Origin of the sequence: Streptomyces sp. 8N616 (genome assembly GCF_052246385.1) — a bacterium.
Taxonomy (GTDB): domain Bacteria; phylum Actinomycetota; class Actinomycetes; order Streptomycetales; family Streptomycetaceae; genus Streptomyces.
The window spans coordinates 112,004-125,403 of record NZ_JBQQBY010000007.1; the positions used below are offsets into that span (position 1 = coordinate 112,004).

At 73.0% G+C, this 13,400-nt stretch carries 12 protein-coding genes; 5 read left to right on the plus strand and 7 right to left on the minus strand.

Annotated elements, in window-relative coordinates; genetic code table 11:
* Positions 1–35: 35 nt before the first annotated feature.
* From ACTWQC_RS08570 to ACTWQC_RS08595, 6 genes are all read right to left on the minus strand, one after another.
* Positions 36–2,105, minus strand: coding sequence for an aconitate hydratase (locus ACTWQC_RS08570; RefSeq protein WP_443314959.1), 2,070 nt, complete (start codon positions 2,103–2,105; stop codon positions 36–38).
* A gap of 15 nt (positions 2,106–2,120) precedes the next feature.
* Positions 2,121–3,257 carry a baeRF2 domain-containing protein gene (locus ACTWQC_RS08575; protein WP_443314960.1) on the minus strand — a complete coding sequence of 379 codons (1,137 nt, stop codon included), beginning with the start codon at positions 3,255–3,257 and terminating at the stop codon, positions 2,121–2,123.
* Between the two features lie 39 nt (positions 3,258–3,296).
* The gene (gene polX, locus ACTWQC_RS08580; RefSeq protein WP_443314961.1) at positions 3,297–5,036 is read right to left on the minus strand and encodes a DNA polymerase/3'-5' exonuclease PolX; all 1,740 of its coding nucleotides are present in this window, start codon (positions 5,034–5,036) and stop codon (positions 3,297–3,299) included.
* 76 nt (positions 5,037–5,112) lie between these two features.
* Positions 5,113–5,382, minus strand: a complete 270-nt coding sequence (locus ACTWQC_RS08585) for a DUF1876 domain-containing protein (RefSeq protein WP_443314962.1) — start codon at positions 5,380–5,382, stop codon at positions 5,113–5,115.
* Between the two features lie 17 nt (positions 5,383–5,399).
* The gene (locus ACTWQC_RS08590) at positions 5,400–6,752 is read right to left on the minus strand and encodes a phosphoribosyltransferase family protein (protein ID WP_443315097.1); all 1,353 of its coding nucleotides are present in this window, start codon (positions 6,750–6,752) and stop codon (positions 5,400–5,402) included.
* Positions 6,753–6,874: 122 nt separating this feature from the next.
* Entirely contained in the window at positions 6,875–7,300 is a 426-nt protein-coding gene (locus tag ACTWQC_RS08595) for an HIT family protein (RefSeq protein ID WP_443314963.1), read from the minus strand.
* A 394-nt stretch (positions 7,301–7,694) separates the two neighbouring features.
* On the opposite strand from ACTWQC_RS08595, the gene ACTWQC_RS08600 reads away from it, so the two are divergent.
* The 5 genes from ACTWQC_RS08600 (at position 7,695) to ACTWQC_RS08620 (ending at position 12,092) form a co-directional block, all read left to right on the plus strand.
* Positions 7,695–7,934 carry a hypothetical protein gene (locus ACTWQC_RS08600; protein WP_443314964.1) on the plus strand — a complete coding sequence of 80 codons (240 nt, stop codon included), beginning with the start codon at positions 7,695–7,697 and terminating at the stop codon, positions 7,932–7,934.
* On the plus strand, positions 7,931–9,313 hold the full coding sequence (locus tag ACTWQC_RS08605; protein ID WP_443314965.1) for a glutamine synthetase: 1,383 nt from the start codon (positions 7,931–7,933) through the stop codon (positions 9,311–9,313). Before ACTWQC_RS08600 ends, ACTWQC_RS08605 begins: the two co-directional genes overlap by 4 nt.
* Before the next feature lie 105 nt (positions 9,314–9,418).
* On the plus strand, positions 9,419–10,552 hold the full coding sequence (locus ACTWQC_RS08610) for an amidohydrolase family protein (RefSeq protein ID WP_443315098.1): 1,134 nt from the start codon (positions 9,419–9,421) through the stop codon (positions 10,550–10,552).
* A 138-nt stretch (positions 10,553–10,690) separates the two neighbouring features.
* Complete coding sequence (locus ACTWQC_RS08615; protein ID WP_443314966.1) at positions 10,691–11,260, plus strand: hypothetical protein; 570 nt, start codon at positions 10,691–10,693, stop codon at positions 11,258–11,260.
* A 103-nt stretch (positions 11,261–11,363) separates the two neighbouring features.
* The gene (locus ACTWQC_RS08620) at positions 11,364–12,092 is read left to right on the plus strand and encodes a zf-HC2 domain-containing protein (RefSeq protein ID WP_443314967.1); all 729 of its coding nucleotides are present in this window, start codon (positions 11,364–11,366) and stop codon (positions 12,090–12,092) included.
* Between the two features lie 320 nt (positions 12,093–12,412).
* On the opposite strand, the gene meaB is transcribed toward ACTWQC_RS08620, so the two are convergent.
* Positions 12,413–13,396 carry a methylmalonyl Co-A mutase-associated GTPase MeaB gene (gene meaB / locus ACTWQC_RS08625; protein ID WP_443314968.1) on the minus strand — a complete coding sequence of 328 codons (984 nt, stop codon included), beginning with the start codon at positions 13,394–13,396 and terminating at the stop codon, positions 12,413–12,415.
* Positions 13,397–13,400 lie beyond the last annotated feature (4 nt).

Below are 13,400 nucleotides of genomic sequence, written 5' to 3' on the forward strand. Positions count from 1 at the left end.
GTGCTTAACGCAGCGGGTGACCCGCTCATTCGTTTCTACTCCCGCGCCGGGGGTTCCGCTTCCGCAGCGGGTTCCGCTTCCGCGGCGAGCCTGGGGATGATGCCGCCCGCGAGCACCGTCTCGCGCTGGCGCGGCGAGAGCCGGTGGTGCACGGCGTAGTCCTCGCCCCTGGTGGTGTTGTGCACCCGCAGGGCGGGCGCGGCGTCCGGGGCGAGTGCGGTGCGCAGGCCGTCCAGGCGCAGCAGGTCACCGGCCGCGATCCGGTCCCAGTCGGCGGGGTCGTCGAATTCGAGGGCCAGGACGCCGAAGTTCGCGAGGTTCTGCCAGTGGATGCGGGCGAAGGACCTGGCGATGACGGCCCGCAGGCCCAGATGGCGCGGGGTGATCGCGGCGTGCTCCCGGGACGAGCCCTGCCCGTAGTTGTCGCCGCCGACGACGAAGTGTGCGGCGCCCTTCCCCGTCCCGGCGGCCCGCCGGGGGTATTCGGGGTCGAGCCGGGTGAAGGTGAACTCGGCGAGTTTCGGGATGTTGGAGCGGTACGGGAGAGCCTTGGCGCCCGCGGGGGAGATCTCGTCGGTGGAGACGTTGTCGCCGGCCTTCAGCAGGACGGGGCCTTCGAGGGCGTCGGGCAGGGGGTCCAGGTCGGGGAGTGCGGAGATGTTGGGGCCGCGCTCGAGCGGGAGGCCGGAGGCCACCTCCGGTGGCGGGGGCGGCTCGAGGGACGCCGTGTTGACCGCGGCCTCCTCGGGGAGGGCGAGCTCTGGAGGCTGCACCCCCTCGCGGGCGGCCCATTCGCGAGGGTCGGTGATCACGCCGGTGAGCGCGGAGGCGGCGGCGGTCTCCGGGGAGCACAGCCAGACGGCGTCCTCCTCGGTGCCGGAGCGGCCGGGGAAGTTGCGCGGGAAGGTGCGCAGTGAGTTGCGTCCCGCGGCGGGCGCCTGGCCCATGCCGATGCAGCCCAGGCACCCGGCCTGGTGAATCCGGGCGCCAGCGGCGATCAGGTCGAAAGTGGCGCCCATCCGGGTCAGGTCCTGGAGGATCTCCCGGGAGGTCGGGTTGACGTCGAAGCTCACCCCCGGGGCCGTCTGGCGCCCTTTGACCATGGCGGCGGTGATCGCGAAATCGCGCAGGCCCGGGTTGGCGGAGGACCCGACGACGGCCTGGGACACGGGCTCGCCGGCCACGTCCCGTACGGGCACGACGTTGCCGGGCGAGCTGGGCCTGGCGATCAGCGGCTCCAGGGCGGAGAGGTCGATCTCCTCGTCCAGGTCGTAGCGGGCGCCCGGCTCCGCGGTGATCTCGGTGAAGTCCTCCTCCCGGCCTTCGGCACGCAGGAAGGTCCGTACGGCGTCGTCGGCGGGGAACACGGTGGCGGTGGCGCCGAGCTCGGCGCCCATGTTGGCGATGACGTGCCGGTCCATGGCCGTGAGGCTCGCCAGGCCCGGGCCGTGGTACTCCAGGATCCGGTCGAGGGCGCCCTTCACGCCGTGCCGCCGCAGCATCTCCAGGATGACGTCCTTGGCGCTGACGTAAGGGGGCAGCTCGCCCGTGAGCCGAACCCCCCAGATGTGCGGCATCCGCAGGTGGAGGGGGTGTCCGGCCATGGCGAGCGCCACTTCGAGGCCGCCGACGCCTACGGCGAGCATGCCGAGCGAGCCCGCGGCGCAGGTGTGGGAGTCGGAGCCGGCGAGGGTCTTGCCGGGGATGCCGAAGCGCTGCATGTGGGTGGGGTGCGAGACGCCGTTGCCGGGCTTGGAGTACCAGAGCCCGAAGCGCCGGGCGCCGGACCTGAGGAAGATGTGGTCCTCGGCGTTGCGCTCGTCGGCCTGCAGGATGTTGTGGTCGACGTACTGGACGCTCACCTCGGTCCGCACCCGGTCCAGGCCCAGCGCCTCCAGCTCCTGCATGACCAGGGTGCCGGTGGCGTCCTGGGTGAGGGTCTGGTCGACGCGCAGCCCGATCTCCTCGCCCGGCTCCATCCGGCCGGCCACGAGGTGGGCGGCGATGAGCCGGTGCGCCACGGAGCCGGCAGCGCGGAGGCCGTCCGCCTCCGCGCTGTGCCCCGTACCGGGCCTGGCGCCGGTATCGGTGTCCGCGCGCGCCATACACCGCCTCCGCGGTCAGAAGGTCCAGCGCAGGACGGCACCGAGCCCGCCCGCGGGCCCCGGCATCCCCTCCGGGACCAGCAGCAGCTCGGCGTCGGCCACCGCGGCCGATCGCATCAGCGCGTCGTCCGCGCGCGCCCGCTCGGGCTTGGCGACGCCCATCGCCTGGGTTTCGGAGCGCTGCACGGCGATCTGGTCGGGCTCGGGGCCGATCCACACGTCGCGGCCCGCGTCCGAAGCGGCCTGGCCCAGCAGCAGCGTGGCCACCTGGTGGGAGCGGGCGGCGTTCACCACGGCGGGGACTCCCTCCGCGGCCTCTCCGGGGCCGGTGTCGACGGGCCCGGCCCGGTGCTCGCCCGGACGCCCGCGGCCGATGCGGAAGCGCTCCAGGGCGCCTTCCAGACGTGTGCGCGCCTGCTTCTCGCGGACCTCGGCGATCCGCCGGTCGAGCTGGCCGTCGGCGGAGGACCTGTTGCCGCGCTCGACCTCGACGGCGACCGCCTGGACCTGCTCGGGCAGCTCGTTGTGCACGGCCCTGCGCTCGCGCGGGTCGCCGACCAGGACGAGCACCTCCGCGCCGCTCTCCGGCCAGCGCCGGGCGATCTCGGTGGCGATGAACTCGGCGTTCTCGTTCCAGATGTTCTCGGTCTTGTTCCGGTAGTGCCACTCGTACCGGTCCTCGGGGAGGCTGCGGTGGTTGCGCCACTCCCTGCCCTCCGCACGGCCCACGGGCTCGCGCCGGTAGGCGTCGCGGAGCTCCAGATCCGCGCCGGTGCGGTCGATGTACGCGATCAGGCACGGCGGCAGGTCGTCGAGGAGACCCGGCAGCGGTGCGATGTGCGGCAGAGTCGACCAGGCGGCCTCGCCGACGATCGGGGAACGGGCGAGCGGGATGTCGAGGACGACCTCGGCGCCCGCTGCGAAGAGCGCCCGGCCCGGGGGCGACCCGGCCACGGGCTCGTCGGCGAGCCTCTTCATCACCGCCCTGGTGGTATAGGCGTCGGCGCCGGCGTCGATGAGCTGGCCGGCGATGGCACGCTCACGGAGCCTCTGCTGTGCCGGCGCGTCCTCGGTCGCGCGCGTGGTGTCGATGTACACCGAGGCCCATGGGCCCGGACGGTCGAAGAGCGGCTTGAGAAAACCGAGTTCCATGATCTCCCCCAGGCTCGGGGACAAATGAGTACTACCAGACTAGGACGATGCACCCGCAGTGCCGCCCTTGCGGAGAAAACGCCGCAACCGTTCCAGCGGCCAGGTGTTGATCACATCCTCCGCGGTGAGCCAGCCCCGCTGCGCCGTGCCCACCCCGTAACGCAGGTACTCCAGGTGCAGCGGCGAGTGGGCGTCGGTGTTCACGGCGAACTTCACGCCGTGCCGCTTGGCGCGCAGGATGTGCTCGTCCGACAGGTCGAGGCGGTCGGGGTGGGCGTTGATCTCCAGTGCCGTCCCGGTGCGGGCACAGGCGGCGAAGACCGCGTCGAGGTCCACGTCGAGGCCGGGGCGCTTGCCGATGATCCGGGTGGTGGGGTGGCCGATGATGTTGACTGCGGGGTTCTCGCAGGCGGTGAGGAACCGCCGGGTGAGGGCGTCCCGTCCTTGGTTGAAGTGCGAGTGGACGGACGCCACGCAGAGGTCGAAGTCCTGGAGGAACTCCTGCGGCCAGTCAACGTTTCCCTCCGGGTCGATGTTGAGCTCAGTGCCGTGCAGCAGGCGCATCTTCCGATGCCTGCCGTCGAGTTCGCGTACCCGTGTCCGCTGGGCCAACACTTTCTCGTCGGTCATCCGCTGCATGTAGAGGTTGGGGGCGTGGTCGGTGATCGCGTAGTACCGCAGGCCCCGCCGCGCGGCCGCCTCGACCATCTCGTCCAGCGTCGCGAGGCCGTCGGTAAGGCTGGTGTGGGTGTGCAGGTCGCCCCGGATGTCCGCCTCGGTCACCAGGTCCGGCAGCTCGCCGCGCAGTCCCGCGGCGACCTCGCCGCGGTCCTCGCGCAGCGTCGGCGGGATCCAGGGCAGGCCGAGCCGGGCGTAGACCTCCTCCTCGGTCTCGGAGACGATCTTCTTTCCGCTCTTGGCGTGGAAGAGGCCGTACTCGGAGAGTTTGAGCTTGTTGTGCACCGCCATCTCGCGGGTGCGGATGTTGTGCGCCTTGGAGCCGGTGAAGTACTGCAGGCCCGCTCCCCAGGAGTCGGGCGGCACGACCCGCAGGTCGACCTGGAGGCCCTTGGTGGTGCGGACGGAGGTCTTCTTCGCGCCGTGGGCGATGACCTCGGCGGTGTCCCGCAGCCGGGTGAAGGCGTCCATGAACGGCTCGGAGCGGCCCGCCGCGACGAGGATGTCCACGTCCCCGATGGTCTCGCGCATCCGGCGGAGAGAACCGGCGTACGTACAGCTCTCGCAGCCGGCGATCTCCGACAGCTCGGCCACGATCTCCTCGGCGACCTCCATCGCGGCGTTGATCGGCACCCGGTCGCCCGCGGCCTGCATCAGCCCGATGCCGTGCAGGATGTTCTCCTCGGTCCGCGGGCCGAAGCCCTTGAGGTCGCGCAGCCGCTCCTCGTGGATGGCGTCGAGGAGCTCGGGCACCGAGGAGATGTGCAGGTCCTCGTAGAGGGTCATGGCCTTCTTGGGGCCGAGGGTGGGGATGGCCATGAGCTGGCGTACGCCCGCGGGGATACGGGACCTGACTTCCTCGACGGCGGGCATCGTGCCGGTGTGCAGGTACTCGATCACCTTGTCCGCGATGGACTTTCCGACGTTGGGGATCTCGCGGAGTCCTTCGGCGTCGAGCTTCGAGACGTCGGCGTGGTAGCCGCCTATGGCGCGTGCGGCCTTCTCGTAGGCGCGGGCCTTGAACGCGTCTCCGCCGGTGATCAGGACGAGGTCCGCATACTCCTGAAGCAGCGCCTCGACCTCTTCGTTGCGCCGGACCACACCGCCATTTTAGTTCGGGCCCGCGCCGCGGGCTCTCCCGCGGCGCGGGCCCGGACCCCGGGTCCCGCACGGCACCTCACATGGCCAGGTGCGCCCGGAGGTGCGTGACCTCCTCGATCTCCACGCCCGCTTTCGCCAGCAGCTGGCGCGCCAGGTCGTTCAGCGCCCTCGCGGCCGCGATCTCCTCGCCGACCCGTGGCTGTTCCGGGTCGTCGGGGTGCTTGTTGGCCCGCCCGTGCGCCCGCAGTTCCGTACCGTCCTGGAGTCTCAGAAGGGCGGCAGCCTCGGTCTTCGTGTCGACCTCGCGGAACTCCATGTCGACGTGCCATCCGACCGTGGTTTCCATGGCTTTCACCTCCAGCGTCACCTTCCAGAATGCGCCTTGAAATGGTCGAGGAACCAGTCCCGTGCGAGGTCGGAGACGGCGTCCAGCGCCCCGGGTTCCTCGAAGAGATGGGTGGCTCCCGGGATGACCGCGAGCCGGTTCTCACACATCATCCGGGACTGCGCCTGGCGGTTGAGGTCGACCACGGTCTCGTCCCGGCCGCCGACGATGAGCAGCGTGGGGGCCCGTACGTCACCGAGCTTCGGCCCGGCGAGGTCGGGCCTGCCGCCCCGGGAGACCACGGCGGCGATGCCGTTGCCCTCGGCGCTGCCTTCCGCTGCGGCCCAGAGCGCCGCGGCCGCGCCTGTGCTCGCCCCGAAGTAGCCCACCGGGACGCGCTGCTCGCGGCGCAGCACGCGGGTCGCTTCCGCCAGCCTGCGGGCCAGCGTCTCGACGTCGAAGACGTTGGCCCGGTCGAGCTCCTCGTCGGGGGTGAGCAGGTCGAAGAGGAGGGTTCCGAGGCCCGCCTCGTTCAGCGCCGTCGCGACGGCGCGGTTGCGCGGGCTGTGCCGGCTGCTGCCGCTGCCGTGCGCGAAGGCGACGATGCCCGGCGCGCCCGCGGGGACGCGGAGGTCGCCCGGCAGCCGGACCCGGTCCGACGGCACGGGAATCTCCACTTCCCTCCGGATCTCGGTCTCCGGGGGATCGGCAGGGTCGGAGGGGTACGCGGGCTCCACCGGGTCGTGGGGCCGTGCCGGGACGGTGTTCTGGGCCAGCAGGTCGACGACTTCCGAGTCCGGCGTCTGCGAGAAGTCCTCGTACCACTCCCCCACCGCGAAGAACGCCGCGGGCGTGGACAGGCACACCAGTTCGTCCACCTCGACGCGCAGGGCGGCCGCGGCGTCGGGCGGCGCCACGGGTACGGCGAGCACGACCTTGGCCGCCCCCTGGGCCCGCGCCACCCGGCAGGCCACGGACGCGGTCGCGCCGGTCGCGATGCCGTCGTCCACCACGATGGCCGTACGGTCTTCGACCGGGACCCGCTCGCGGCCGCGGCGGAACCGCTCGGCCTGCCGCCGGAGTTCCGCCTCCTCGGTGCGCTCGACCGCCGCGAGCGCCGCGTCGTCGGCTCTGCTCATCGCGACGATGTGCTCGTGCACGAGCCGCACCCCGCCCTCGCCGATGGCGCCGAAGCCGAGCTCACGGTGGGAGGGGACGCCGAGCTTGCGGACCAGGATGACGTCCAGCGGGGCGCCGAGGGCCCGAGCGACCTGATACGCCACGGGGACTCCGCCGCGCGGCAGTCCGAGGACGACGGGATTCTCGTTCCTGAGGTGCTCCAGCTGCGCGGCCAGCAGGCGGCCCGCCTCAGCACGGTCGGCGAACATGATCCACCCCCAGTCCGGGGAGACGCGGAACCCCGCAGGACTGGCTACATCCCTGACACTCCGACTCCATCCCAAAACGACCGAACATGCAAACGGCTGCCGATGCCATCGGGCCGCGGGCCGGATCAGGCGTCCAGCGCCGCCCGCACCCGGGCCGCGACCTCCTCCGCCTGCGCCTCGTCGGCGTAGCGGGTGCGCGGCCAGAAGAAGCCGCGCAGCCCGTCCTTGCGGTTGCGCGGTACGACGTGCACGTGGAAGTGCGGTACGGACTGGCTGACCCGGTTGTTCGCTGCCACGAAGGACCCGGCGGCAGCCATGGCCCGCTCCACGGCTCCCGCGATCTGCTGCACCCGGCTGAAGAACGGCCCCACGTCGGACGCCGGGAGATCGGCGAGCGTCTCGAAGTGCCGCCGGGGCACCACCAGCACATGGCCGGGGAACAGCGGCCGCGCGTCGAGGAACGCCACCACCGTCCCGTCCTCGAAGACCCGGTGGCTCGCCACCTCGCCGGCGACGATCGCGCAGAACCGGCAGTTCTCTGCTCCAGTCACCCCTGTCATCCCTCCAGTCAACTATCCACCGGTCCACGGCGCCGCCAGGCCCTGTCCGGGCGATTACGGGCGGACCAGGCGTCGTCCGGTGCTGGGGGTACCCCCACCCAGCGGTAGTCCCCCTGGGCCTGGCGGCCCGGGAGGTGCCCCCAGGGGGAGCATCGCAAGGCGGTGGGGGTCCCCCCGGACGGAGTCTGGGGAAGATCGTCCTCGTACTGGGCGCTGCTGTCGATATGCCGCTGGCACGGCGTGGCGGACGACTCCGGCAACGCAGCTGGAGGCACCTCCCAGGCGAAGCTCTGCGGGAGCCGTACCGGGCGGCGAAGGGGCCGTTCGTGATCGCCCGGACAGGGCCTGGCTAGCCGGAAGGACGGCCGCGGAGCACCCTGGAGGCATGGAGAACGCCCCGAACACGCCCGAGCCGGACTTCCCGGTCGTCGTGGCCCCGTTCGAGACCGACAGCCGGTACCGCCTGGTCCATCTGCAGGGTCTCGGCTGGGAGCCCCTGGAGCGCGAGGAGTTCGAACCGCGGGTGCGGCAGGTCTTCCCCGGTCTCGACCTGGGCGACCCCGAGCAGGTCTACTGGGCCGACCGGCCCGGCGAGTGGCCGGCCTGGCACCCGGGCGAGGCGTGAGCGGCCCCCCGGGAGCCGCCGACCGGGAGCGCGCCCGGGAACGGGCCCGGCAGGAGGCCGGGGAGCTGTCCGCGGAGGGGGTCCGCCGTATCGCTCTCACCTGGGTGGACAACGCGGGCATCACCCGTGCCAAGGCCCTGCCCACCGCGCGGCTCGCGCAGGCGGCCCGCTGGGGCATCGGCATGTCCCCGGTCTTCGACGTCTATCTCGTCGACGACTCGGCGACGACCAGCCGCCACATCGGCGGCCCCGGCGGCGACCTGCGGCTCTTCCCCGACCTCGACCGGCTGACCCCGCTGGCCGGGCAGCCCGGTTGGGCCTGGGCCCCGGTCGACCGGTACGACCAGCAGGGCGTCCCGCACCCGGGGTGCCAGCGGCTCTTCGCACGGCGCATGGCAGGCCTGGCCTCGGCGCGCGGTCTTGAGCTGCGCATGGGCTTCGAGACGGAGTGGGTCATCGCGCGCGGCGAGACCGCGGTCGCAGGGGCGGGAGCGGAGCTGCGCTACCCGACCGGCGGCCCGGCCTACGGCATGACCCGCATCGTCGAGCTCTCCGAGTACGTCGGCGGCGTCCTGGACGCTCTCGTCGCGCAGCGCATCGACGTGATGCAGATCCATCCCGAGTACGCGCCGGGGCAGTTCGAGGTGTCCGTCGTGCCCGCGGACCCGGTCGGCGCGGCCGATCTCGCCGTGCTGGTACGGGAGACGGTCCGCGCGGTGTCCGTACGGCACGGGCTCGCCTCCTCGTTCGCCCCGGCCGTGGAGCCCGGCATGGTCGGCAACGGCGGCCATCTGCACCTGAGTCTGTGGCAGGAGGGCCGGAACCTGTGCCGGGGCGGCGAGGGTCCGTACGGGATGACGCCGGTCGCCGAGGCGTTCCTCGCCGGGGTGCTCCGCGAGCTGCCCGCGCTGCTCGCCGTCGGCGCGCCCTCCCCCGCGAGCTATCTGCGGCTCGAACCCTCCCGCTGGGCCGGGGTGTTCCAGTGCTGGGGCCTGGAGAACCGCGAGGCCGCGATCCGCTTCATCACCGGCGCCCCGGACGACCCCGGGGGCGCGAACGCGGAGATCAAGTGCTTCGACGCGGCCGGCAACCCGTATCTGGTCACGGGCGCGGTGATCGCCGCGGGGCTGGCAGGTCTGGACGCGGGGCTCTCGCTGCCGCCGCCCGTGGCGGGCGACCCGGCGCACGAGGGCAGGGAGGCCCGGCTGCCCACCTCGCTGCCGGAGGCGCTGCGGCACTTCGAAGGTTCCGCGGTGCTGCGCGAGGCGCTGGGCGATCCGCTCTTCGAGGCCGTCGCAGCGGTGCGGCGCGCGGAGGCGGCCCTGTTCGAGGGGGCCGGTCCGCAGGACATCGCGGCCGCCACCCGGTGGAGGTACTGAGCGTTGGACGGGGCGGGTGAGACCGCTGGGGCGGGGGCGCACTCGGCGGGGGCGGCGCGCCCGGCGGGGGCGGGCCGTGAGTCCGCGGGGGCAGCGGCACCGCGGCTGCCGCCCCTGGTGGATCACCACTGCCACGGCGTGGCCCGCTCCGCCCTGGACGCCGCCGCCTTCGAGTCCTTCCTCACGGAGTCCGACGCTCCCGCGGCACCCGGCACGACCTCCTTCGACACCCAGCTGGGCTTCGCGATGCGCCGCTGGTGCCCGCCGCTGCTCGGCCTCGAACCGCACTGCCCGCCCGCGCACTATCTCGCCCGGCGGCGCGAGCTGGGCCCGGCCGTGGTCACCCGGCGGCTGCTGCGGGCCACCGGGATCGCCGTCTATCTGGTGGACACGGGACCGCGCGGCGGTCCGGGTCCAGGTCCCGGTCCCGGCCCGGGTGATCTGACGCCCGCTCAGGAACTTGCCGCGCTGGGCGGCGCCACGGCGCGCGAGATCGTACGCCTGGAGCTGCTGGCCGAGGACGCCGCCGACGCCACCCGTACCGCCGAGTCCTTCCTCGACGGCCTGGCGGAGGCGGTGCGCGGTGCCGCGCGGACGGCGGCGGGCTTCAAGTCGGTGATCGCGTACCGGTACGGGCTGGACTTCGCGCCGGGCCCGCCGGGCCCCGGCGAGGTGCGCGAGGCGGCCCGGCGCTGGCTCGCAGGACGCGCGCCGGGCGGGCGGCTGACCGACCCCGTCCTGCTGCGCCACCTCCTGTGGTCGGCCGCCGGGACCGGGCTGCCGCTCCAGCTCCACACCGGCTTCGGCGACCCGGACGTGACCCTGCACCGCGCCGATCCGCTGCTGCTGACCGACTTCGTCCGCGCCGTACGCCCCACCGGCTGCCCGCTGATCCTGCTGCACGGCTACCCGTACCACCGGAGCGCCGCGTACCTGGCGAGCGCCTACCCGCATGTGTACGCCGATGTGGGCCTGGCGCTGAGCCACGCCGGAGCGCGGGCCGGGGCCGTCCTCGCCGAGGTGCTCGAGCTGGTCCCCTTCGGCAAGCTGCTGTTCTCCACCGACGCCTACGGCCTGCCCGAGTTGTACGTGGTGGGCGCGCGGCTCTTCCGCGAGGCGCTGACCGGGCTGCTGGCCGGCTGGACCGCAGCGGGCGCCTGGTCACACGGGGACGCGGCGCGGGTGGCGGCCATGATCTGCGCGGACAACGCCCGCCGCGTGTACCGGCTGGAAATGTGACGGACGGCATTACCCCTCATGGGCATTGAGCAAACCTCGCACGCCGCGCGTGTGTGAGGGTGAAGAATCAGCGCTCGGGGGACCCCCTCGACCGCATGTGAGCTAGAGCCCGGAAGAACCGGAAGAAGGTGTTGCGGGATGCGCCCCGATCGCTCGAACGGCACCAGCGGTGGTGAGTTGGCAGTACCCATGGCATGGATGTACGCCGAGTACATCGCCGACGAGCTGCTGCGGACCGGCGATCTCATGCCCCCGACGACCTTCGAGTTCCGGGCCGGCCGGGACGCCCTGGCCCTGACGATCTTCCTCTCCGACACCGAGGGCGAGCTGGGCGGCATCCGCGTCATCTCGCAGCTGGAGCACTGGCGTTCACTGACGGCCCACGACCAGCCGTGGGAGGAGTGGGTCCGCGAGCGCCTGGAGCGCCTCGAGGAGGAGGACCGCGGGTCGGGCGGTTCCGCCGGTCCGGGCAGCTCCGACGGTCCGGGCGGTTCCGGCGGCACCGGCGGCCGGAGCCCCGACCTGGCGCTGGCCAAGGCCGCCTGGCAGTGGCTGGACGAGACCGAGCTGCTCGCCGCCGACCTCGACGCGCCCGGCCCGTGGAGCGACGCCGGGCTCGACGAGGCCGAGGAGGACGCGCCGAAGATCTGGACCCCCGCCTGGCAGCTGGGGCTTCCCCTCGGCCACCTGGCCATCCACCTCTTCTGACGATTCCGGTGACGATTCCGGCGAAACCTCCTCCGTTCGCCCCGCTCGGCGTTGAGCCGATCGCCGTTCCCCTCCGTACCTGATAGGGAACAAGGAGCGATGGATGACAACGCAGCAGCATCTCGCCACAGGCGCCTACGCGCTCGGCGTCATGGAGCCGGCCGACGCCTGGCACTTCGAGGCGCACTTGGACGAGTGCGCCGCCTGCGTCGCGCAGCTGCGCGAGTTCGCGCGCCTCGAATCGCTGCTGGCCGGGCTCGCGGCGACGTGGCCGCCGGGCGAGACCTGGGTGCCGGAGCCGAGCCCGGGGCTGTTCGACCGGATGACGCGCGAAGTCACCGCGGTCCGGCGGGCGGGCCGTAAGCGCCGGACGTACCTTCTCGCGGCCGCCGCCGCGCTCGTCCTCGGCAGCTCGGTCGTGGCCGGCCTCGGCCGGTCGGGGGCGGCGCCCGGGGCGCCCACCAGCGCGAAGGAGCAGGTGCTGGCGCTCGACGAGAAGGTCAGGCACACGGACCCGGGCAGCGGGGTGGCCGCCATGGTCGGCATGGAGAAGCGGGACTGGGGCACGGACGTCGGGCTCGAAGTCAAGAACGTACGGGGCCCGTTGACCTGCCGGCTGCTCGCCGTCGGCCGGAACGGTGACGAGCAGACCGTCGCGACATGGTCCGTCCCGCCGAGCGGCTACGGCGTCCCCGGCACGGCGAGCCAGAACGAATTCCTGTGGGCCCAGGGCGCGGCTGCCATGGACCGGGCGGACATCGAACGGTTCGAGGTGCGGACGCTCGACGGGACGCGCCTGGTCGCGGTCAAGGCCCAGCCGGGGGCGCCGTGAGCAGGGTGCGGGCGCGCGCTTGTCCCTGCCATCGCATGGCCCACTCGGCCACAGCGGTCACTGATGTTCCGGAACCCACCTTCCGTAGACCGAAAACACACACAAGCCGCCCGCGCGTCCCCCTGTCGGGCGGGCGGACGTAGTGCGCCAGGTGCCAGCCGGGGCACGGGAACCCCATGGTGCGGTTGAGTTCGGCACCGCCGGTCTCGCCGTGGGGCTTACTCCCCCTCGCGGCGGGAAGTTCTTGCCGCCCCGACGACGGGACGGCGCGGTCCGCGGGCGGGGACGTGGACCCGGCCTCCGGACGGGGAAGTCACGGACTACCGGCCGAACGCCGCCAGCAGGCGTTCGGCCGCCAGCGTTGCGGTCAGGGTGCCGTCGCGGACCTGCTGTTCCAGACCGGGCGCGAGGCGCAGGACCTCGGGATGGTCCCGCAGCCGCGCCAGCAACTGCTCGCGGACCATCGACCACGTCCAGCCGACCTGCTGGTCGCGCCGCTTCGCCGCCAGCCGCCCCGTCGCGTCCAGCACCTTCCGGTGCTGCTCCAGCCTCTCCCACACCGTGTCCAGGCCAGTGCCCTCCCGGGCACTGCAGGTCAGCACCGGCGGATTCCACTCCGCGTCCACCGGCTGCAACAACCGCAGCGCGCCTGCCAGTTCGCGCGCCGCCGACCTTGCGTCCCGCTCATGTGGCCCGTCGGCCTTGTTGATGGCCACGACATCGGCCAGCTCCAGCACACCCTTCTTGATGCCCTGCAGCTGGTCGCCCGTCCGCGCGAGCGACAGCAGCAGAAAGGTGTCGACCATGCCCGCGACGGCCGTCTCGGACTGGCCGACGCCCACCGTCTCCACCAGCACCACGTCGTAGCCCGCGGCCTCCATCACCACCATCGACTCTCGCGTGGCCCGCGCCACCCCGCCCAGCGTCCCGGCGCTCGGCGACGGCCGGACGAAGGCCGCGGGGTCGGCCGCGAGGCGCTCCATCCGGGTCTTGTCGCCGAGGATGGAGCCGCCCGTACGCGTCGACGAGGGGTCGACGGCGAGGACCGCGACCCGGTGGCCACTCCCCGTCAGCATCGATCCGAGGGCGTCGATGAACGTCGACTTGCCGACCCCGGGCACCCCGCTGATCCCGACCCGCCGCGCCGCGCCCGTATGCGGCAGCAGCTCGATCAGCAGCTGCTGGGCGAGCTCCCGGTGGTCGGCCCGGGTGGACTCCACGAGGGTGATGGCCCGGGCGATGTGGGCCCGGGATCCGTCGAGAACGCCCTTGGCGTACGCGTCGATGTCGACCGTCCGCGCCATGGGC

Excerpts from the sequence above, each read along its gene's own strand:
- ACTWQC_RS08615 (WP_443314966.1), top strand. The coding sequence starts at position 10,691 with ATGCGCCCCGATCGCTCGAACGGCACCAGCGGTGGTGAGTTGGCAGTA.
- ACTWQC_RS08620 (WP_443314967.1), top strand. The coding sequence starts at position 11,364 with ATGACAACGCAGCAGCATCTCGCCACAGGCGCCTACGCGCTCGGCGTC.
- ACTWQC_RS08600 (WP_443314964.1), top strand. The coding sequence starts at position 7,695 with ATGGAGAACGCCCCGAACACGCCCGAGCCGGACTTCCCGGTCGTCGTG.
- meaB (WP_443314968.1), bottom strand. The coding sequence starts at position 13,396 with ATGGCGCGGACGGTCGACATCGACGCGTACGCCAAGGGCGTTCTCGAC.
- ACTWQC_RS08575 (WP_443314960.1), bottom strand. The coding sequence starts at position 3,257 with ATGGAACTCGGTTTTCTCAAGCCGCTCTTCGACCGTCCGGGCCCATGG.
- ACTWQC_RS08570 (WP_443314959.1), bottom strand. The coding sequence starts at position 2,105 with ATGGCGCGCGCGGACACCGATACCGGCGCCAGGCCCGGTACGGGGCAC.
- ACTWQC_RS08585 (WP_443314962.1), bottom strand. The coding sequence starts at position 5,382 with ATGGAAACCACGGTCGGATGGCACGTCGACATGGAGTTCCGCGAGGTC.